This window comes from Hydrogenophaga sp. YM1 (genome assembly GCF_016903055.1).
In the GTDB taxonomy this organism is placed as follows: Bacteria; Pseudomonadota; Gammaproteobacteria; order Burkholderiales; family Burkholderiaceae_C; genus Hydrogenophaga; species Hydrogenophaga borbori.
Genome location: NZ_CP070223.1, coordinates 575,597 through 594,600, shown reverse-complemented (window position 1 = coordinate 594,600; position 19,004 = coordinate 575,597). Strand labels below are relative to the sequence as shown.

The window sequence follows — 19,004 nt, the reverse complement described above, 5'->3', positions numbered from 1 at the left end:
GTCCTTTCAATAGCCGCGCTGGCGGTCCACCTCGCCCGCCACGGCTTCGCCGCGTTGCAGCGCGGCGATCTTGCGCGCGATCTGCGCGATGCTCTCTTCGCGCAGGGTGCGGGCCGAGGTGTGCGGCGTGAGCGTGATTTTCGGGTGGTTCCAGAAACCATGCCCGGCGGGCAGGGGTTCGGTGCGGAAGACGTCGAGCGCCGCGCCGGCCAGGTGACCGCTGTCGAGCAGGGCCAGCAGGTCCTCGTCCACCAGGTGGGCGCCACGCGCGAGGTTGATCAGGTAGCCGCCCGGGCGCAGCAGGCCCAGGGTGCGGCGGTTCAGGATGTCCTGCGTCTGGGGCGTGAGCGGCAGCAGGTTGATGAGCACGCGGCAGCTCGACAGGAAGGTGTCGAGCTGCGCCTCGCCCGCGTGGCAGCGCACGCCGTCGATGGCCTTGGGCGAGCGGCTCCAGCCGTGCACGGGAAAGTCGAACACCGTGAGCGCGCGCGCCACGCGCTCGCCGAGCACGCCCAGGCCCATCACGCCGACCGGGAAGTCGGCGCGGGCGCGCGGCTTGCGGTAGCTCCAGCGGCCCTCGCGCACCTCGGCCTCATACGCGTCCAGCTCGCGGAAATGGCGAATCACCGCGTGGCAGGCGAACTCGGCCATCTGCACCGACATGCCGGCGTCGTCGAGCCGCACGAGGCGCGTGGACGGCGCGACGCGCAGGCCGAGCAGGGCGTCCACGCCGGCACCGGTGTTGAACGCGGCCTTCAGGCCCGGCTGTTCGTCGAAGAAGGCCTGGGGCGGCGCCCAGACCACCGCGAAGTCGGCGGCGGGCGCGCCGGGCCGCCAGACGCTAACGGTGGCATCCGGCAGCGCGGCCCGCAGGCCCTCCTGCCAGGGTTCGGGCTTCTGTTGGCTGAGGCAGACGGTGATGTGCATGGTGCGAAGCGTGGGTTCCTCAATGCGCGGCCAGCTTAAGCAGCTCCGCGCCCTCGGCCACCTGGTCGCCGGGCGCGTAGAGCAGCTCGGCCACGGTGCCGTCGGCCGGCGCGGCGATGGTGTGCTCCATCTTCATGGCCTCCATCACCGCCAGCGGCTGGCCCTTCTTCACCGCGTCGCCGGCCTTCACGGCGAAGGACACGACCTTGCCGGGCATGGGCGCGGTGAGGCGGCCGCCCTCGCCCTCGCCTTCGCCCGCGTGGGCCAGCCGGTCGATCTCGACCAGGCTGGTGGCGCCGCGCGCGCAGAACACGTGCACGGTCTCGCCCGTGGTCCAGGTCTGCACGGTGTCGCGGCGGCCGGCGAACTGCAGGTCGAAGCGTTCTCCGGCCAGCGGCTCGACCACCAGCGGGCCCTGCACGTCGCCCAGCGCCAGCGTGAGCGCGCCGCCGCGCCCGTAGGTGAGCGTGGCCTGCAGCGTGGCGCCGGCGACCTCGAAGTCGAAGCGGCGCGTGGTCAGGCCGTGCGAGCGGAAGCCGTCGCGGCGCGAGAAGGGGTCGGCGCCTTCGAGCGCGTGTTCGCCCAGCAGGGTTTGGGCCACGGCGGCGGCCACGGCCGTGGGCGTGCCCACGCGGTCCTGCTGGAACAGCACGGCCGATTCGCGCGGAATGAGCGCGGTGTCGAGCCGCGCCTTGGCGAAGGACTCGCTGGCCACCACGTGGCGCAGGAACTGCACGTTGGTGGCCAGGCCGACGATGCGGGTCTCGGCCAGGGCCGCGTCCAGCCGCGCCAGGGCCTGCTCGCGGTTGTCGCCGTGCACGATGAGCTTGGCGATCATGGAGTCGTAGAAGGGGCTGATGGCGTCGCCCTCGCGCACGCCGTCGTCCACGCGGGTGGTGCCGCGCTCGAAGGCGGTGTGCGCCGGCTTGCGGTAGACCTGCAGCGTGCCGGTGGCCGGCAGGAACTGGTTGTCGGGGTTCTCGGCGCAGATGCGCGCCTCGATGGCGTGGCCGTTCATGCGCAGTTGGTCCTGGCGCAGCGGCAGGGGCTCGCCCGAGGCCACGCGCAGCTGCCACTCCACCAGGTCCAGGCCGGTGATGGCCTCCGTCACCGGGTGCTCCACCTGCAGGCGCGTGTTCATCTCCATGAAGTAGAAGCGCATGGCCTCGGGGTGGTCGTAGCCCTCGGGCTGCTCGACGATGAACTCCACCGTGCCCGCGCCCACGTAGTTCACCGCTTTCGCGGCCGCCACCGCGGCCTCGCCCATGCGCTGGCGCAGCGCGGGCGTCATGCCGGGCGCGGGCGCCTCCTCCAGCACCTTCTGGTGGCGCCGCTGCACCGAGCAGTCGCGCTCGAACAGGTAGACGCAGTTGCCCCGCGTGTCGCCGAAGACCTGGATTTCGATGTGGCGCGGGCGCTGCACGTACTTCTCGATCAGCACGGCGTCGCTGCCGAAGCTGTTGCGCGCCTCGCGCTGGCAGCTGGCCAGGGCGGCGGCGAAGTCCTCGCTTTTTTCCACCACGCGCATGCCCTTGCCGCCACCGCCCGCGCTGGCCTTGATGAGCGCGGGGTAGCCGATGCGGTCGGCCTCGCGCTGCAGCAGGGCCGGGTCCTGGTCGGTGCCGTGGTAGCCGGGCACCAGGGGCACGCCAGCCTTTTCCATCAGGCGCTTGGATTCGGCCTTCAGGCCCATGGCCTCGATGGCCGACGAGGGCGGGCCGATGAAGACCAGGCCGGCCTTGGCGCAGGCGTCGGCGAAGGCCTCGTTCTCGCTGAGGAAGCCGTAGCCCGGGTGCACGGCCTGCGCGCCCGTGGCCCGGGCGGCCGCGAGAATGCGCTCCCACTGCAGGTAGCTGTCCTTGGGCGCGGAACCGCCGATGTGCACGGCCTCGTCGCAGGCGGCCACGTGCTTGGCGCGCGCGTCGGCGTCGGAGTACACGGCCACGGTCTTCACGCCCAGGCGGCGCGCGGTGGCGGCGACGCGGCAGGCGATCTCGCCGCGGTTGGCGATCAGGATCTTGTCAAACATGGGAGGGTCTCCGGGTGGATGGCCACGCGGGCGCGTGGTCCAGGGTGAGGTGCGGCGCGACGGCGCGCGGCGTGGGATCGGCCAGGCGCGGCACGCGGCCCCAGCAGGGCGCCCGCAGCAGCGCCTGCAGCGATGACAGGTTGAGGTCGGCGTGGGCAAAGGCCGGGTCGACCGCGTTGGCCACCCAGCCCGCCAGCCGCAGGCCACGCGCGCGCACGGCCTCGGCGGTGAGGGCGGCGTGGTTGAGGCAGCCCAGGCGCAAGCCCACGACCAGCAGGACGGGCAGGCCCAGGTCGACCGCGAGATCGGCCGTGTCCCAGTCCGGCAGCAGGGGCACGCGAAAACCGCCGACGCCTTCGACCACCAGCAGATCGGCGCGTGCGGCGAGCGCGCGCGCCGCCGCCAGCACGGCCGCGCGCTCGACCGGCCGGCCTTCGTGCGCGGCCGCGATGTGCGGCGCGCAGGCCTCGCGCCACTGGAACGGCCCGACCTCGGCCTCGCTCAGCCCCAGGGCCTGGGCCGCGTGCAGGTGGCGCACGTCTTCGTTGAACCAGCGGCCGTCGGCGTCCTGCCGCTGGCCGGCCGCCAGGGGCTTGAGGGGCGCCACGCGCCAGCCCCGCGCCTGCAGCGCGTGCACCAGGCCGCCGCTGACGCAGGTCTTGCCGATCTCGGTGTCGGTGCCGGTGACGAACAGGCCTTGCATCAGGCCACCTCCAGCGCCACGGACAGCGCGGCGCGTTCCAGGGCGTGCAGCAGCTGGTCCACGTCCTCGGGCGCGTGGCTGGCGCACAAGGTCACGCGCAAGCGCGCGCTGCCCACCGGCACCGTGGGCGGGCGGATGCCCGGCACGCGCAGGCCTTCGGCCTCGAGCCGCGCCGACAGCGCCATGGCCGGCGCGTTGCCGCCCACCACGAGGGCCTGCACCGGCGTCTGCGAATCGATCAGCCGCCAGCCCAGGCCGGCGTGGCGCGCCAGCAGGGCCTGGGCGCCCGCGCGCCATTGGGCGACGCGCTCGCGCAGCGCGGCGCGGCGCCGCCGGCCTTCGGGTCCCTGGATGAGCCGCAGCGAGGTGAGCACGGCGTGCTCCAGCAACGGCGGCGCGGCGGTGGAGAAGATGTAGTTGCGCGCGCTCTGCAGCAGGAACTCGATCACGCGGTCGTGCGCCACCACGAAGGCGCCGGCCAGGCCCGCGGCCTTGCCCAGGGTGCCCATCAGCACCAGGCGTGGGCTGCGCAGGCCCAGCAGCTGCAGGGCACCCAGGCCGTCCTCGCCCAGCACGCCGAAGCCGTGCGCGTCGTCGACCACCAGCAGGGCGTCGTGCGCCTCGGCCAGGGCCAGCAGCTCGCGCAGGGGAGCGATGTCGCCGTCCATGCTGAACACGCTGTCGGTGGCGATGAGCTTGCGCGGCGCCGCGCTGGCGGCCAGTCGCGCGGCCAGGGCCGCGGTGTCGGCGTGCGGGTAGACGCTCACACGCGCCCGGGACAGGCGCGCGCCGTCGATGAGCGAGGCGTGGTTGAGCTGGTCGCAGAAGAGCTCGACCTCGGCGTCGCCCAGCGCGGTGAGCACGCCCAGGTTGGCCATGTAGCCGGTGCAGAAACCCAGCGCGCGGGCCTGGGGAATGTGCCCGGCGAAGGCCTCGCCGAGCCAGGCCGCGACGGCCGCGTGCGCGGCGCTGTGGCCGCTCACCAGCGGCGAGGCGCCCGAGCCGCCGCCCCAGCGCCGCGCGCCCTCGGCCAGGGCCTCGGCGATGGCGGGGTGCGCGGCCAGGCCCAGGTAGTCGTTGCCGCAGAACATGAGCAGCTCGCGCGTGCCGCCCCGCGGATCGCGCACGCGCTGGCGCGGCGCGGTGCCGCTGTCGGCTACGCGCAGGCGCCGCCGCAGGTCGCGCGCGTCGAGGTCGTCCAGGCGCTGGTTCAGGTGCTCAAACCACATCGTTCAGCGTGTCCGTGACGGCCTCGGCCAGCCAGGCCGCGGTGGGAGGGTCGACGAGGTACGGCGGCATGAGGTAGACCGTGCGGCCGATGGGCCGGATCAGCAGCCCGTGCGCGCGCCCCGCGAGGTGGAAGCGCTCGGCGACATCGGCCGCCGCGCCCGGCAGGTCGAAGGCCAGGATGGTGCCGCGCTGGCGCAGGTGCGCCACGCGATCGTCCTGCGCCAGCGGCGCGAAGGCCTGGGCCAGCCAGGCGGCCTGCTCGGCGCAGCGCGCCTCCTGGCCGGCGTCGAAGCGGTCGAGCACCGCGTTGGCGGCCGCGCAGGCCAGCGGGTTGCCGGTGTAGGAGTGCGAGTGCAGGAAGGCCCGCGCGGGGTCGTCGGACCAGAAGGCCCGGAACACGGCCTCGCCGCTGAGCACCACCGACAGCGGCAGGGTGCCGCCGGTGATGCCCTTGGACAGCAGCAGGAAGTCGGGCCAATCGGCCGGGCCCGCCGGCTCGGTGTGCGACCAGGCGAAGAAGCGCCCGGTGCGCCCGCAGCCGACGGCGATCTCGTCGGCGATCAGGTGCACGCCGTGCGCGGTGCACAGGCGGCGCAGCTCGCGCAGGTAGCGCGGCGCATGCATCACCATGCCGGCGGCGCCCTGCACCAGCGGCTCGATCAGCACGGCGGCCAGTTGATCGGCCTCGCGCGCCAGCAGCGCGGCCAGCGCGGCCAGCGCCTGGTCTTCATTGCCGAGGCGGCTGTCGGGCGCGTCCACCAGGCGGCTGCGCATCAGCAGCGGGTCGTAGGCGTCGCGGAAGATGGCCACGTCGGTCACCGACAGCGCGCCCAGGGTCTCGCCGTGGTAGCCGCCGCGCAGGGCGACGAAGCCGCGCTTGCCCTCGAGGCCCTGGTTGCGCCAGGCGTGAAAGCTCTGCTTGAGCGCGATCTCGACCGCGCTTGCGCCGTCGCTGCCGAAGGAGGCGTGCGCCAGCGCGCCGCCGCTGCGCGCGCACAGGCGCTCGGCCAGGCGCACCACGGGCTCGTGCGTGCAGCCCGCCAGCATGGCGTGCGGCAGGGTGTTCAACTGCGCGGTGATGGCCGCGCGCAGGCCCTCGTCGCTGTGGCCGAACAGGTTGACCCACCAGGAGGAGATGGCGTCGAAGTAGCGCCGGCCCTCGCTGTCGAACAGCCAGGGGCCTTCGCCGCGCGCCAGGGGCAGCGGCGGGCGCTGCGCGGCGCGCGCCATCGAGGTGCAGGGGTGCCACACGCGCGCCAGGCTGCGCGCGGCCAGCTCGGGCATGGCCGATCCGTTGTTCGTCATACCGGTTCTTGTGCCCGCCCCAGCGCGCGGCGCCAGACGGCGCGCAGGAAGCGGAACAGCGTCCACGTGATCCACCACATGACCAGCACGATAACCACCAGCAGGACCGCAAACACCAGGGGGTGGTTCGTGGCCAGCCACAGCGCGGCCACCACCAGGCCGTCTTCGAGCAGGCTTAAGCCCAGGTTGGTGAAGGGTTCGGGCGAGGCGTTGGCGGCCGCGCGCGCGCTGGTCTTGGCGGCCTGGCTGGTGGCCGCCAGGGTGCCGCCCAGCAGCGCGGCCATCAGCGCCAGGGTGGCGCTGTCGGCGCCCAGCGCGCCGGCGGCGAGCGCGGCGCCGGCCGGCACGCGGATCACGCTGTTGACCAGGTCCCACAGGGAGTCGACCCAGGGGATCTTGTCGGCAAAGAACTCGATGAAGAGCATGAAGCCGCTGGCGCCCAGCAGCGCGGGGTGCTGCAGCACCTGCAGGCCGGGCGGCAGCTCGAGCCAGCCGATCCAGCCCGCCAGGCCGGTGAGGAAGACCACCAGGTACAGGCGCAGGCCGCTGGCCCAGCCGAGCGCGGCGGCCAGCGCCAGCAGCTCGGGCGTGCCCAGGGATTGCAGTGCGTCATTCATGTCGCGTTGCCTCCGGAGCACCCGAGGCACTGGCTTTGCCAGGCCTCTGGGTGCGCCCCGCTCCCGCCGAAGGCGAGAGAGGGGGGAGCCGCAAAGCGGCGCGGGGGCAGCTTCATCTCACTGCCAGTTCGGCGCGCGCTTGTTCAGGAAGGAGGCCAGGCCTTCGCGGCCTTCCTCGCTGGCGCGTATGTCGGCGATGCGGCGCGCGGTGTCGGCGCGCAGCTCGGCCGTGAGCGGCTGGCCGGCGACGTCGCGCACCAGGGCCTTGCAGGCGCGCGCGGCGGCCGGGCCGTTGTTGGCCAGGGTGGCCACGATGCCGTCGACCGTGGCGTCCAGCGTCTCGGGCGTGGCCAGCTCGTGCACCATGCCCAGGGCGTGGGCCTGCACGGCGCTGAAGCGCTCGGCCGTGACCATGTAGCGGCGCGCGGCCTGCGCGCCCATGGCGCGGACCACGTAGGGGCTTATGGTGGCCGGCAGCAGGCCCAGGCGCGCCTCGGACAGGCAGAAGGTCGCGCCCTCCACGGCCACCAGCACGTCGCAGATGGCCGCCAGGCCCATGCCGCCGGCGTAGCAGTCGCCCTGCACGCGCCCCACCACGGGCACCGGGCACTGGTCCAGGGTCCAGAGCATGTCGGCCAGGCGCTGGGCGTCGGCGCGGTTCTCTTCCCACGAGTAGCCGGCCATGGCCTTCATCCAGTTCAGGTCGGCGCCGGCGCAGAAGGCCTTGCCGTGCGCGCCCAGCACCACCACGCGCAGGTCCGCGTCCTGCGACAGCGCGCCGAAGGCGTGCGTGAGCGCGGCGATCACCTCGTCGTTGAAGGCGTTGCGCACATCGGGGCGGTTGAGCCAGACGCGCGCCACGTGCGCGCTGGGGCGGGAAACCTCGATCACATCGCTCATGTCAGTACCTCTTCGCAACCTCTTCCAGCATCACTTCGGTGGCGCCGCCGCCGATGGCCAGCACGCGCGCGTCGCGCCACAGGCGCTCGATGGCGGTCTCGCGGATGAAGCCCATGCCGCCGTGGAACTGCTGGCAGGTCTGCACCACCTCGTTCACCAGTTCTCCGGTAAGCGCTTTCAGCATCGACACCTGCTGCACGATGTCCTTGCCCTGCGTGACCGCCCAGGCGCAGTGGTACATGAACTGGCGCGCCGCGCGCACCTTGGCGTCGAGCATCGACAGGCGCTGGCGGATCACCTGCTGGTCCCACAGCGGCCCGCCGAAGGCCTGGCGCTGGCGCACGTGGTCCAGCGTGAGCTGCAGCGCGCGCTGGCAATGGCCCACGGCCATGGCGCCCAGGGCGATGCGCTCGGTCTGGAAGTTTTTCATCACCGCGTAGAAGCCCTTGCCCTCCTCGCCCAGCAGGTTGGCGGCGGGGAGGCGCACATTGTCAAACACCAGCTCGGCGGTGTCCGAGCTGAGCCAGCCCGTCTTGTGCAGCGCGCGGCCCACGCTGAAGCCGGGCGTTCCCTTCTCGACGATGAACATCGAGACCTCGCGCTTGCCCGGCCCGGTCTTGGCCGCGACGAAGTAGAGGTCGGCGTGCACGCCGTTGGTGATGAACATCTTGGTGCCGTTGAGCACCCATTCATCGCCCTCGCGCACGGCGCGCGTGCGGATGCCGGCGACGTCGGAGCCGGCGCCGGGTTCGGTGATCGCCACGGCGCAGATCGATTCGCCCGCGCAGACCTTAGGCAGGTGCCGGGCCTTCTGCGCGGCGCTGCCGGCGTGGTGCAGGTGCGGGCCGGCCATGTCGGTGTGCACCAGCACGGTGATCACGAAGCCGGCGAAGGTGCTCTGCGACAGCGCCTCGGCGAACACCAGATTGGTCAGCGCATCGGCGTCGCCGCCGCCGTATTCGCCCTCGAAGGCAATGCCCAGCAGGCCGGCCTGGCCCATGCGGCGCAGCACCTCGCGCGGCACGAAGCCCTGCTGCTCCCAGGCCATGCCGTGCGGCTCGACCTCGCGCGCGATGAAGCGCGCCACCTGCTCACGCAGGGTCTGGTGCTCGGGGGTGTCGTAGATCGTGGGTTCCAAGGCTGGTGTCTCCGTCAAGGGTGGTCGGCTTCAGCCGGTCCGGGCGGGCTGCAGCTGCAGGAAGCGCACGAGGTCCAGTTCGGGCCCCGGTTGCCCCAGCAGGGTCAGTGCCGCGGTGATCTGGCCGCGGTGGTGCGTGGCGTGGTTGAACACATGGGCCAGCGTGGGCGCGAAGGGCAGGTCCATGGCCTCGCCATTCGAGCGCGTGTAGCGCAGGCGACCGTCGAAGCGCTCGGCGGGCCAGTGGGTGATGGCCCCGTCCCAGGCCAGCGCGCCATCGAGCACCGCCTGCGCGAGCCGCGCGCGATCGGGCTCGGCCTCCATGTCCAGGGCCAGCGCTGGCGATTCGCCCCGCGCGAAGCGGGGAAACCACAGCAGGCTTTCGCCCACCAGCAGGTGGTTCAGCGTGCCGTGCACGCTCTTGAAGAACAGGCCGACGTCGCGCCGGTAGGCGTCTTCGTCGAGCGCGGCCACCGCCTCCAGCAGGCGCCGCGTGGCCCAGGCGTGGTAGCGCGCGAGCGTGAGGAAATGGGCGCGGGCGTCCATGGCTGCGCTCACATGCGGAACACGCCGAACTTCGGCTCGCCGATGGGCGCGTTCAGCGTGGCCGACATCGCCAGCGCCAGCACGCGGCGCGTGTCGGCGGGGTCGATCACGCCGTCGTCCCACAGGCGGGCGCTGGAGAAGTAGGGGTGCGACTGGTGCGCAAACTGATCGAGCAGGGGCTGCTTGAACTTCGCCTCTTCCTCGGCGCTCCAGGACCCGCCCTTGGCCTCGATGCCGTCGCGCTTGACGGTGGCCAGCACGCTCGCGGCCTGCTCGCCGCCCATGACGCTGATGCGCGCGTTGGGCCACATCCAGAGGAAGCGCGGGCTGTAGGCGCGGCCGCACATGCCGTAGTTGCCCGCGCCGTAGCTGCCGCCGATGATGATGGTGAACTTGGGCACCTGCACCGTGGCCACGGCCGTGACCATCTTGGCGCCGTGGCGCGCGATGCCCTCGTTCTCGTACTTGCGTCCCACCATGAAGCCGGTGATGTTCTGCAGGAACAGCAGCGGCACCTTGCGCTGGCCGCACAGCTCGATGAAGTGCGCGCCCTTCTGCGCGCTTTCGGAGAACAGCACGCCGTTGTTGGCCACGATGCCGATGGGCATGCCTTCGATGTGCGCGAAGCCGCAGACCAGGGTGCTGCCGAAGCGCGCCTTGAACTCGTGGAACTCGGAGCCGTCGACCAGGCGCGCGATGACCTCGCGCACGTCGTAGGGCTTGCGGGTGTCGGTGGGAATGACGCCGTACAGCTCCTCGGACGGATACCTGGGCGCGCGCGGCTCGATCAGCGCCTGCCTCGCCTCCTTGCGGCGGTTCAGCGTGGCCACGGCCTGGCGCGCCAGCGCGATGGCGTGGGCGTCGTTCTGCGCCAAGTGGTCGGCCACGCCCGAGAGGCGCGTGTGCACGTCGCCGCCGCCCAGGTCCTCGGCGCTCACCACCTCGCCGATGGCGGCCTTCACCAGCGGCGGGCCGCCCAGGAAGATGGTGCCCTGGTTCTTCACGATGATGGTCTCGTCGCTCATGGCGGGCACGTAGGCGCCGCCGGCGGTGCACGAGCCCATCACCACCGCGATCTGCGCAATGCCTTGCGCGCTCATGTTGGCCTGGTTGTAGAAGATGCGGCCGAAGTGCTCGCGATCGGGGAAGACGTCGTCCTGGTTGGGCAGGTTGGCGCCGCCCGAGTCCACCAGGTAAATGCAGGGCAGCTGGTTCTGCATCGCCACCTCCTGCGCCCGCAGGTGCTTCTTCACCGTCATGGGGTAATAGGTGCCGCCCTTGACGGTGGCGTCGTTGCAGACGATCAGGCAGTCGACGCCGCTCACCCGGCCGATGCCGGCGATCAGGCCGGCGCAGGGCGCGTCGCCGTGGTACATGCCGTGCGCGGCCAGGGGCGCCAGCTCCAGGAAGGGCGTGCCGGGGTCCAGCAGCATCTGCACGCGCTCGCGCGGCAGCAGCTTGCCGCGCTTGACGTGCTTGGCGCGCGCGGCCTCGCCGCCGCCCTGGGCGGCCTGGGCGAGCTGGACCTTGAGGTCCTCCACCTGGGCGCGCATGGCCTCGGCGTTGGCCTGGAATTCGGCCGATCGGGGGTTGAGCTTGGTCTCCAGGATGGGCATGGCCTGTCTCGTGTGGTGGGCGAACGAAGGGCGAGGGTACACCCCCGGCCGCCGCCGCCGGCCGCCATGGCGGTTGCAAATCGCGCCACAAGACCAGGCGCGGTGGCACACTCGCGCCATGCCCGCGGACACCCCCGACCTGCTGCCCGGCCCCGCCCTCACGCCCATGGCGCTGGTCCGGGCCATGGTGCTGGCCTACCGGGCGCGCGGCATGGACCCGGCGGCGGCCCTGGCGCAGGCACAAATTCCGCCAGAGCACCTGAACGATCCGCCAGCGCGCATCACCGCCGCGCAGATGGAGGCTGTGTCCTACGCGGCCATGCGCGAGCTCGACGACGAGGCCCTGGGCTGCTTCGAGCGCGCGCTGCCCTGGGGCAGCTACGGGCTGCTGGCGCGGGCCTCGCTGTCCTCGCCCACGCTGGCGGTGGCGCTCAAGCGCTGGTGCCGCCACCACGGCCTGCTGGCGAACGCGGTCGCGCTCTCGGTCGAGACCAGCGGCGAGCGCGCCGCCATCGCCCTGCGCCTGCGCCGCGACCCCGGCCCGCTCACCGAGCTGTGCGTGGTCTCGGTGCTGCGCAACATCCACGGCCTGGCGGCCTGGTTCGTGGATTCGCGCATCCCCTTGCTGGAGGCGCATTTCCCCTACGCGCCGCCGCCGCACGTCGAGGCCTATGCGGTGCTGTTCGACGCCCCGGCCCGCTTCGGCACAGACCAGGCCGCCATCCACTTCGATTCGCGCTACCTCAGCCTGCCCCTGCGCCGCGACGAAGCGGCCATGAGCCAGTTGCTGCAGCGCGCGCTGCCGCTGACGGTGCGTTCCTACCGGCGCGACCGCCTGCTGGTGCAGCGCGTGCGCCAGCTGCTGGCCCGCCAGCCGCTGGAGACCCACAATGCCGACGACCTGGCCGCCCTGCTGCACACCTCGGCGCGCACCCTGCACCGCCAGCTGAGGGAAGAAGGGGCCAACTTGCAGGCGCTGAAGGACGAGGTGCGGCGCGAGCGCGCGAGCCAGCTGCTGCTGCGCACCGACCGGCCCATCAAGCAGGTGGCCGAGGCGGCGGGCTTTCGCAACGAGAAAAGCTTCATCCGCGCCTTCCGGGCCTGGACGGGACAGTCGCCTGGCGACTTCCGGCGGCGCTGACGCGGCAGCCCACCCGACGAGCGTCGCGCGCCCCCGCACGCCGGCCTCGGCCCGGCAACGCCGGTTCCGCGGTGTCTCGGGACAAAAGCCGGTCACAATCGGGAATCGTTCTCATTTAAATTGCCCGCCCATGATGTTGCGCATTCCCCAGGTGCTGACGCCCGAGCAGCTGCGCCAGTGCCGCCAGTCGCTGGAGACCGCGGACTGGACCGACGGCCGCGCCACCGCCGGCCACCTGGCCGCCCAGGTCAAGCACAACCAGCAGCTGGGCGACGACCAGCCGGCGGCGCGCCAGGTCGGCGACCTGATCCTGCAGGCCCTGGGCCAGCACCCACTCTTCCTGTCGGCCGCCCTGCCGCTGAAGGTGCTGCCGCCGCGCTTCAACCGCTACCAGGGCGGCGGCCGGTACGGCGCGCACGTGGACGCGGCCATCTTCAGCGTGCCGGGCACGCCGCACCGGGTGCGCAGCGACCTGTCGGCCACCCTGTTCTTCAGCGAGCCCCACGAGTACGAGGGCGGCGAGCTGACCGTGCAGGACAGCTTCGGCCAGCACAGCGCCAAGCTGGCGGCCGGCGACCTGGTGCTCTACCCCGGCACCAGCCTGCACCACGTCACCCCGGTCACGCGCGGCGTGCGGCTGGCGGCCTTCTTCTGGGTCCAGAGCCTGGTGCGCGACGACAGCCAGCGCGCGCTGATGCTCGAACTCGACACCGCCATCCAGCAGCTTGTGCGCGACACGCCCGGGCACCCCGCGCTGGACCGGCTCACCGGCGTGTACCACAACCTGCTGCGGCAATGGGCGAACACCTGATGTCGCCATCGGCGAGCCCACGCGACATGAAGCCGCCGCTGGCGCAGATCCCGCCCGAGGTGGCCGCCGTCAGCGACTACGAACCGCTGGCGCGCGAGCGCATGACGCCCGCGGCCTGGGCCTGGCTGCAGGGCGGCGCGGCGGATGAAATCACCCTGCGCGAGAACCAGGCCGCCTTCCAGCGCCTGCGCCTGGCGCCGCGCGCGCTGGCCGAGCTGGCCGGCGCCCACACCCGGCTCACGCTGCTGGGCCAGGCCTTCGAGCACCCCATCTTTGTCGCCCCGGTGGCCTACCAGCAGCTCGCGCACCCCGACGGCGAGAGGGCCACGGTGCTCGCCGCCGGCGCCCTGGGCGCGGGCATGGTGGTGAGCACGCAGGCCGGCCTGCCATTGGACGCGCTGGCGCGCCAGGCCACCGCGCCGCTGTGGTTCCAGCTCTACGTGCAGCACGACCGCGGCTTCACCCGCGAACTGGTGCACCGCGTGCAAGCCGCGGGCTACCTCGCCCTGGTGGTGACGGTGGACGCGCCCGTGAGCGGCCCGCGCAACCGCGAGCGGCGCGCCGGCTTCGCGCTGCCGCCGGGCCTGAGCGCCGTGAACCTGCAGGGCGTGCGCAACCCGCCGCCCCACACCGCGCCCCTGGGTCGCCCGCCCCTGTTCGGCAGCCCGCTGGTGGACACGGCCCTGACCTGGCGCGACATCGACTGGCTGCGCGAGCAGACCGCGCTGCCCGTCCTGCTCAAGGGCGTGCTCTCGCCCGCGGACGCCGTGCGCGCGGCCGACGAGGGCCTGGATGGCGTGATCGTCTCCAACCACGGCGGGCGCGTGCTCGACACCGTGCCCGCCACCATCGAGGCCCTGCCCGCCATCGCGCGCGCCGTGAACGGCCGCTTGCCGCTGCTGCTGGACGGTGGCGTGCGCCGCGGCACCGACGTGTTCAAGGCGCTGGCCCTGGGCGCCTCGGCCGTGCTGGTGGGCCGGCCCGTGCTGCATGGCCTGGCCGCCGCCGGCGCGCCCGGCGTGGCGCATGTGCTGCACCTGCTGCGCGCGGAACTGGAGATGGCGATGGCCCTGACGGGCTGCCGCACGCTGGCGGATATCGACGAGAGCCGGATCTGGCGCGGCGGCTGAGTCGCGCCCCGCTCAGAGCCGCAGCTCGCGCATGTGGTGGAACACCCGCGCCACCGGCAGGCCCTCGAAGGCGCGGCCATGGCCCTGGGTGCAGAAGCCCCAGACCGTGGCGCCCGCGGCCAGGCCGGCCTGGGCGCCGGGCGCGGTGTCCTCGATGACCAGACAGCGCCTCGGGTCCACCCCCAGGTGCGCGGCGGCGGCCAGGTAGACGTCGGGCGCCGGCTTGGAGCGCGGCAGGTCGTGGCCGCTGAAGATGGCGTCGCCGAACCAGCGCGCCAGGTCCACCTGCTCGAGCTGCATCACCACCTTGGCGCGGTCGGCGCCCGAGGCGCAGGCGATGCGCCCGCCCACCGAGCCGTGCAGCTGTGCCACGGCCTCGTGCACGCCCTCGATGGCCTTGAGCTCGGCGCGCAGGCGCTCATTGCGCCGCGCGTAGAAGGCCTGCAGCCATTCTTCGGACCAGGGGCGGCCGGTGTGTTGCTCGATCAGCGCGCGCTGGTCGCGCACCGCGCGGCCGATGAACAGGCGCTCGCAGTCCTCAGGCGAAATCGCCCAGCCCGCCTCGACGAGCGACTCGCGCAACACACCGTTGGTGATGGGCTCGCTGTCGACCAGCACGCCGTCGCAATCAAACAAAACCGCCTCGAAACTCACCGCTTGTCCTCGCTCGGAAAATCGCCGTCCACGTAGTACCAGAGCCCCCCCTCGCGCACGAAGCGGCTGCGCTCGTGCAGGCGCTGGCCCCGGCCCGCCACGCGCGAGCGCGCGACGAACTCGACCTCGGCGTGGTCGGGGTCGATGGCGCGGTGCGCGCGCACCTGCAGCCCCAGCCACTTCACGCCCGGCTCCAGGTCCAGCGTGGCCGGCCGCGTGCTGGCATGCCAGGTGGCCAGCAGGTGCGCCACGTCGCCGCGCACGAAGGCGCTGTAGCGCGAGCGCATGAGCGATTCGGCGTCGGGGGCGGGGGTGGCGGTGCCGAGGTAGCGGCCGCAGCAGGCGTCGAAGGCGGGGCCGCGACCGCAGGGACAGGGCGCGCTGGTGGGGGTGGGCATCGGGAATCGCGGAAGAGGGCGGATTATCGATGCCCCTGCAATCCCTGGGGCCACGCGGGGCGGACCGCACAATGCGCGCACCCCAAGGAGAACCCATGACCGCTCTCGACAGCTTCCCGATCACGAAGAAGTGGCCCGCCCGGCACCCCGACCGCCTGCAGCTGTACTCGCTGCCCACGCCCAATGGCGTGAAGGTGTCCATCGCCCTGGAAGAAACCGGCCTGCCGTACGAGCCGCACCTGGTGCGCTTCGACACCAACGACCAGCTCTCGCCCGAGTTCCTCTCGCTCAACCCGAACAACAAGATCCCGGCCATCATCGACCCGAACGGTCCCGAGGGGACGCCGCTGGCGCTGTGGGAATCGGGCGCCATCCTGGTCTACCTGGCCAGCAAGAGCGGCCAGCTCCTGCCCCGCGACGCCGGCGCGCGTTACGAGACCCTGCAGTGGCTGATGTTCCAGATGGGCGGCATCGGCCCCATGTTCGGCCAGCTCGGCTTCTTCCACAAATTCGCCGGCAAGGACTTCGAGGACAAGCGCCCGCGCGACCGCTACGTGAACGAGAGCAAGCGCCTGCTGGCGGTGCTGAACCAGCACCTCAAGGGCAAGCGCTGGATCATGGGCGAGCAGTACACCATCGCCGACATCGCCACCTTTCCCTGGGTGCGCAACCTCGTGGGCTTCTATGGCGCGGGCGAGATCGTCGGCTTCCAGGACTTCCCCGAGGTGCAGCGCGTGCTCGAGGCCTTTGTCGCGCGCCCCGCCGTGCAGCGCGGGCTCAACATCCCGGCGCGCGACTGAGCCCAGGCACGAAGGGTCGTCGTCCAGGGGCGCCGCGGAACTGGCTCTGCCAGGCCGCAGGCGCCGTCCCCCCTTCCGGGGGAAGCCGCGCAGCGGCGCAGGGGGGCTTCCTACTTCCGCCAGAAGTGGCCGGTGAAGAGCACCAGCACCGTCAACAGCTCCAGCCGGCCCAGCATCATCGCGAAGCTCAGCACCCAGATCTGGCCGTCATTGAGCACGCCATAGTTGCTCGCCGGCCCCACCAGCCCCAGGCCCGGGCCGATGTTGTTGACCGTGGCGACCACGGCGGAGAACGCGGTGACGATGTCCAGCCCGGTGAGCAGCAGCAGCATGGTCAGGCCCACGGTGGCCGCGCCGTAGATCAGCATGAAGCCGAACACCGCGTTCATCACCTGCGGCGGCACCACGCCGCCGGCCAGCGTGACCGGGTTGACCACGCGCGGGTGGATGATGCGGACCAGTTCGCGCCGCGCCTGCTTGATCAGCAGCACCATGCGGACCATCTTGATGCCGCCGCCCGTGGAACCCGCGCAGGAGGCGAAGCAGCCCAGGAACATGAGCAGCACCGGGGCGAACACCGGCCACTGCGCGTAGTCGACCGACGCATAACCCGTGGTGGTGGCCACCGAGACCACGTGGAAGGCCGCGCTGCGCAGGGCGGTTCCGACGTCCGTGTACACCCCGTTCACCAGCAGCAGCAGCGTCACCACGGCGATGGCCGCGGCCAGCACCACCAGGTAGGTGCGGATCTCGCGGTCGTTGGTGATGGGCCGCAGCGAGCGGTGCTTGATGACCACGAAGTAGCGCAGGAAGCTGATGCCCGCCATGGTCATGAAGGCGGTGGCCACCCACTCGATGCGCGCCGAGTTGTAGTGGCCGAAGCTGGCGTCGTAGGGCGACAGGCCGCCCAGGCCCATGGTGGTGCACATGTGCATGAAGGCGTCGGCCCAGCCCATGCCGGCCCAGCGGTAGGCCAGCATGCAAGCCACGGAGAACAGCGCGTACACGCCCCAAAGGCCGCGCGCGGTCTCGGCGATGCGCGGGGTGAACTTGGTGTCCTTCATGGGGCCGGGCGTCTCGGCGCGGTAGATCTGCATGCCACCCAGCCCCAGCAGCGGCAGCACGGCCACCACCAGCAGCATGATGCCCAGGCCGCCGACGAGCTGCAGGAAGCAGCGCCAGACGTTGATGGACACCGGCAGCAGGTCCAGCCCCGAGATCGCTGTGGCGCCGGTGGCGGTGAGCCCGCTCATGGCCTCGAAGTAGGCCTTGCTCAGGCTCAGGTCTGGCACGCTGTAGTACAGCGGCGCGGCGGCGTAGGCCGGCAGCACCACCCACACCAGGTTCACCAGCAGAAAGCCGTCGCGCGGCATGAGCTCGCGGCGGTGCCGCCGCGTGAGCATCCACAGGGCCCAGCCGCTGCACACGGTGGCCGCGAAACCGAAGGCCCAGACCAGCACGTGGTGGTTCTTGTCGAGGAACCAGGCCCAGGCCATGGGCACCAGGAAGGTCGGCGAGAACGCCAGCAGCACGCGCGAAAAGACGTTGAGGACGGGCAGCCAGAGGGATTGCATGGTCGCTCGGCCGTCAGCCGAAGAAGGTGGCGCTGACCTGGAACAGCTTCTCGACCTCGCGCACCAGGCGCTTGTTCGGGATGAACAGGATGATGTGGTCGCCGGCCTCGATGAGCCGGTCGTGGTGCGGCATCAGCACCTCGGAGTTGCGCCCTTCGCCGCGCACGATGCCACCGATGCGCGTGCCCTTGGGCAGCTTGAGCTCTTCGATGCGGCGGCCCACGAGCTTGCTGGTTTTGGCGTCGCCGCGCGCGATGCCCTCGAAGGCCTCGGCCGCGCCGCGGCGCAGGCTGTGCACGGCCGCCACGTCGCCGCGGCGGATGTGGGTGAGCAGCTCGCCGATGACGGCCTGCGAGGGCGAGATCGCGATGTCGATGGTGCCGCCCTGCATCATGTCGGCGTAGGCGCGGCGGTTGATGAGTGCCATGACGCGGCCCGCGCCCAGGCGCTTGGCCAGCATGGCCGACATGATGTTGTCCTCGTCGTCGCTGGTGAGCGCGAGGAACATGTCCATCTCGCCCACGTTCTCCTCCTCCAGCAGGTCTTCGTCGGCGCCATCGCCCTGCAGGATCAGCATGCTCGAGGGCAGCTGGCTCGCCAGGTACTCGCAGCGCTTCTTGTCGCGCTCCAGCAGCTTCACCTCGCACTGGCCCACCAGGCTGCGCGCCAGGCGCAGGCCGACGCGGCCGCCGCCGGCGATCATCACGCGCTGCACGGGCTTGTCGGTGTTGTGGATGGCCGAGAGCACGTCGCGGATCTTGTCGGTGTCGGCGAGCACGAAGATCTCGTCGCCCGCGAGGATGCGGGTGGAGGGCGTGGCCTCCATCTCGGTGTCGAGCCGGTAGAGCGCGACCACGCGCATTTCGCAGCGGGTGTAGCGCTCGCGAAACTCACCGATGGTGTGGCCCACGAGCGCGCCGCCGTGGTTGGCGCGCACCGCGATGAGGCTGGCGCGGCCATCGGCGAACTCCAGCACCTGCAGGGCCTCGGGGTAGCTGATGAGCTGGCGGATGTAGCGCGTGACGGACTCTTCGGGACAGAGCACGTGGCTGACGGAGAAGCCGGTCTGCGAGAGCAGTTCGTCGCCCTCGATGAACTCGGGCGAGCGCAGGCGCGCGATGGTGGTGGGCACGTTGAACACGTCGTGCGCCACCTTGCAGGTCACGAGATTGGTCTCGTCGGCCGCCGCGCAGGCGATGACCATGTCCGCGTCCTTGGCGCCGGCGTCGCGCAGCACCGAGGGCTGGATGCCGTTGCCCACCACGCCGCGCAGATCGAGCTTGTCTTCGAGCAGGCGCAGGCGCGCCGGGTCCATGTCGATGACGGTGATGTCGTTCTGCTCGGAGACCAGACTCTCGGCCACGCTCTCGCCCACGCGGCCGGCCCCGAGGATGATGATGTTCATAAAAGGATGGTACCCCCCGCGCCGCCTGCGGCGTCACCCCCCAGGGGGCGGTGCCTGCGGCCCGGCAAAGCCGGCTCCGC

General features: G+C 72.0%; 18 protein-coding genes. 4 read left to right on the top strand and 14 right to left on the bottom strand.

Annotated elements, in window-relative coordinates; genetic code table 11:
* Nucleotides 1-6: 6 nt before the first annotated feature.
* The 10 genes from JNX00_RS02915 to JNX00_RS02870 all read right to left on the bottom strand — a co-directional run bounded on the left by JNX00_RS02915 (nt 7) and on the right by JNX00_RS02870 (nt 11,011).
* Nucleotides 7-927, bottom strand: a complete 921-nt coding sequence (locus JNX00_RS02915; protein ID WP_204744027.1) for a glyoxylate/hydroxypyruvate reductase A — start codon at nt 925-927, stop codon at nt 7-9.
* Between the two features lie 19 nt (nt 928-946).
* Complete coding sequence (locus JNX00_RS02910) at nt 947-2,956, bottom strand: acetyl/propionyl/methylcrotonyl-CoA carboxylase subunit alpha (RefSeq protein ID WP_204744026.1); 2,010 nt, start codon at nt 2,954-2,956, stop codon at nt 947-949.
* A complete protein-coding gene (gene bioD / locus JNX00_RS02905; RefSeq protein WP_204744025.1) occupies nt 2,949-3,659 on the bottom strand; it encodes a dethiobiotin synthase in 711 nt (236 codons plus the stop codon). Before bioD ends, JNX00_RS02910 begins: the two co-directional genes overlap by 8 nt.
* Complete coding sequence (locus JNX00_RS02900) at nt 3,659-4,888, bottom strand: 8-amino-7-oxononanoate synthase (RefSeq protein ID WP_070400418.1); 1,230 nt, start codon at nt 4,886-4,888, stop codon at nt 3,659-3,661. Before JNX00_RS02900 ends, bioD begins: the two co-directional genes overlap by 1 nt.
* A complete protein-coding gene (gene bioA / locus JNX00_RS02895; RefSeq protein WP_083293287.1) occupies nt 4,878-6,194 on the bottom strand; it encodes an adenosylmethionine--8-amino-7-oxononanoate transaminase in 1,317 nt (438 codons plus the stop codon). The genes JNX00_RS02900 and bioA overlap by 11 nt, the downstream gene beginning before the upstream one ends.
* On the bottom strand, nt 6,191-6,811 hold the full coding sequence (locus tag JNX00_RS02890) for a DUF4126 domain-containing protein (RefSeq protein ID WP_204744024.1): 621 nt from the start codon (nt 6,809-6,811) through the stop codon (nt 6,191-6,193). Before JNX00_RS02890 ends, bioA begins: the two co-directional genes overlap by 4 nt.
* A 117-nt stretch (nt 6,812-6,928) precedes the next feature.
* A complete protein-coding gene (locus JNX00_RS02885) occupies nt 6,929-7,711 on the bottom strand; it encodes an enoyl-CoA hydratase/isomerase family protein (protein WP_204744023.1) in 783 nt (260 codons plus the stop codon).
* Between the two features lies 1 nt (nt 7,712).
* Complete coding sequence (locus JNX00_RS02880; protein WP_083293288.1) at nt 7,713-8,849, bottom strand: acyl-CoA dehydrogenase family protein; 1,137 nt, start codon at nt 8,847-8,849, stop codon at nt 7,713-7,715.
* A 30-nt stretch (nt 8,850-8,879) separates the two neighbouring features.
* Nucleotides 8,880-9,395, bottom strand: a complete 516-nt coding sequence (locus JNX00_RS02875) for a DinB family protein (RefSeq protein WP_070400422.1) — start codon at nt 9,393-9,395, stop codon at nt 8,880-8,882.
* Nucleotides 9,396-9,403: 8 nt separating this feature from the next.
* Complete coding sequence (locus JNX00_RS02870) at nt 9,404-11,011, bottom strand: carboxyl transferase domain-containing protein (RefSeq protein ID WP_204744022.1); 1,608 nt, start codon at nt 11,009-11,011, stop codon at nt 9,404-9,406.
* A 118-nt stretch (nt 11,012-11,129) separates the two neighbouring features.
* Here JNX00_RS02870 and JNX00_RS02865 point away from each other — a divergent pair, with 118 nt between their 5' ends.
* From JNX00_RS02865 to JNX00_RS02855, 3 genes are all read left to right on the top strand, one after another.
* A complete protein-coding gene (locus JNX00_RS02865; protein ID WP_070400424.1) occupies nt 11,130-12,152 on the top strand; it encodes an AraC family transcriptional regulator in 1,023 nt (340 codons plus the stop codon).
* A 130-nt stretch (nt 12,153-12,282) separates the two neighbouring features.
* Complete coding sequence (locus JNX00_RS02860; protein WP_070400425.1) at nt 12,283-12,963, top strand: Fe2+-dependent dioxygenase; 681 nt, start codon at nt 12,283-12,285, stop codon at nt 12,961-12,963.
* A gap of 26 nt (nt 12,964-12,989) precedes the next feature.
* Nucleotides 12,990-14,093 (top strand): alpha-hydroxy acid oxidase, encoded by a 1,104-nt coding sequence (locus tag JNX00_RS02855; RefSeq protein WP_239478247.1) that lies wholly within the window; start codon nt 12,990-12,992, stop codon nt 14,091-14,093.
* Nucleotides 14,094-14,105: 12 nt separating this feature from the next.
* On the opposite strand, the gene JNX00_RS02850 is transcribed toward JNX00_RS02855, so the two are convergent.
* Nucleotides 14,106-14,747, bottom strand: coding sequence for an HAD family phosphatase (locus tag JNX00_RS02850; protein ID WP_070400426.1), 642 nt, complete (start codon nt 14,745-14,747; stop codon nt 14,106-14,108).
* On the bottom strand, nt 14,744-15,145 hold the full coding sequence (locus JNX00_RS02845) for a YchJ family metal-binding protein (protein ID WP_204744020.1): 402 nt from the start codon (nt 15,143-15,145) through the stop codon (nt 14,744-14,746). The genes JNX00_RS02850 and JNX00_RS02845 overlap by 4 nt, the downstream gene beginning before the upstream one ends.
* Nucleotides 15,146-15,240: 95 nt before the next feature.
* Between JNX00_RS02845 and JNX00_RS02840 the strand changes: the two genes are divergently transcribed.
* Nucleotides 15,241-15,945: a glutathione S-transferase N-terminal domain-containing protein gene (locus JNX00_RS02840; protein WP_070400428.1), complete on the top strand. Its 705-nt coding sequence runs from the start codon at nt 15,241-15,243 to the stop codon at nt 15,943-15,945.
* Between the two features lie 110 nt (nt 15,946-16,055).
* Here JNX00_RS02840 and JNX00_RS02835 read toward each other — a convergent pair whose 3' ends face one another.
* Together JNX00_RS02835 and trkA are read right to left on the bottom strand one after the other, a co-directional pair.
* Nucleotides 16,056-17,519: a potassium transporter TrkG gene (locus tag JNX00_RS02835; protein WP_070400429.1), complete on the bottom strand. Its 1,464-nt coding sequence runs from the start codon at nt 17,517-17,519 to the stop codon at nt 16,056-16,058.
* A gap of 13 nt (nt 17,520-17,532) precedes the next feature.
* Nucleotides 17,533-18,924: a Trk system potassium transporter TrkA gene (gene trkA, locus JNX00_RS02830; protein ID WP_204744019.1), complete on the bottom strand. Its 1,392-nt coding sequence runs from the start codon at nt 18,922-18,924 to the stop codon at nt 17,533-17,535.
* Nucleotides 18,925-19,004 lie beyond the last annotated feature (80 nt).

What these genes read in the sequence shown, in the direction of transcription:
- JNX00_RS02910 (WP_204744026.1), bottom strand. Translation starts at nt 2,956, where the DNA reads ATGTTTGACAAGATCCTGATCGCCAACCGCGGCGAGATCGCCTGCCGC.
- JNX00_RS02860 (WP_070400425.1), top strand. Translation starts at nt 12,283, where the DNA reads ATGATGTTGCGCATTCCCCAGGTGCTGACGCCCGAGCAGCTGCGCCAG.
- JNX00_RS02840 (WP_070400428.1), top strand. Translation starts at nt 15,241, where the DNA reads ATGACCGCTCTCGACAGCTTCCCGATCACGAAGAAGTGGCCCGCCCGG.
- JNX00_RS02885 (WP_204744023.1), bottom strand. Translation starts at nt 7,711, where the DNA reads ATGAGCGATGTGATCGAGGTTTCCCGCCCCAGCGCGCACGTGGCGCGC.
- bioD (WP_204744025.1), bottom strand. Translation starts at nt 3,659, where the DNA reads ATGCAAGGCCTGTTCGTCACCGGCACCGACACCGAGATCGGCAAGACC.
- JNX00_RS02870 (WP_204744022.1), bottom strand. Translation starts at nt 11,011, where the DNA reads ATGCCCATCCTGGAGACCAAGCTCAACCCCCGATCGGCCGAATTCCAG.
- JNX00_RS02890 (WP_204744024.1), bottom strand. Translation starts at nt 6,811, where the DNA reads ATGAATGACGCACTGCAATCCCTGGGCACGCCCGAGCTGCTGGCGCTG.
- JNX00_RS02875 (WP_070400422.1), bottom strand. Translation starts at nt 9,395, where the DNA reads ATGGACGCCCGCGCCCATTTCCTCACGCTCGCGCGCTACCACGCCTGG.
- JNX00_RS02915 (WP_204744027.1), bottom strand. Translation starts at nt 927, where the DNA reads ATGCACATCACCGTCTGCCTCAGCCAACAGAAGCCCGAACCCTGGCAG.
- trkA (WP_204744019.1), bottom strand. Translation starts at nt 18,924, where the DNA reads ATGAACATCATCATCCTCGGGGCCGGCCGCGTGGGCGAGAGCGTGGCC.
- JNX00_RS02855 (WP_239478247.1), top strand. Translation starts at nt 12,990, where the DNA reads ATGAAGCCGCCGCTGGCGCAGATCCCGCCCGAGGTGGCCGCCGTCAGC.
- bioA (WP_083293287.1), bottom strand. Translation starts at nt 6,194, where the DNA reads ATGACGAACAACGGATCGGCCATGCCCGAGCTGGCCGCGCGCAGCCTG.
- JNX00_RS02845 (WP_204744020.1), bottom strand. Translation starts at nt 15,145, where the DNA reads ATGCCCACCCCCACCAGCGCGCCCTGTCCCTGCGGTCGCGGCCCCGCC.
- JNX00_RS02835 (WP_070400429.1), bottom strand. Translation starts at nt 17,519, where the DNA reads ATGCAATCCCTCTGGCTGCCCGTCCTCAACGTCTTTTCGCGCGTGCTG.
- JNX00_RS02865 (WP_070400424.1), top strand. Translation starts at nt 11,130, where the DNA reads ATGCCCGCGGACACCCCCGACCTGCTGCCCGGCCCCGCCCTCACGCCC.
- JNX00_RS02900 (WP_070400418.1), bottom strand. Translation starts at nt 4,888, where the DNA reads ATGTGGTTTGAGCACCTGAACCAGCGCCTGGACGACCTCGACGCGCGC.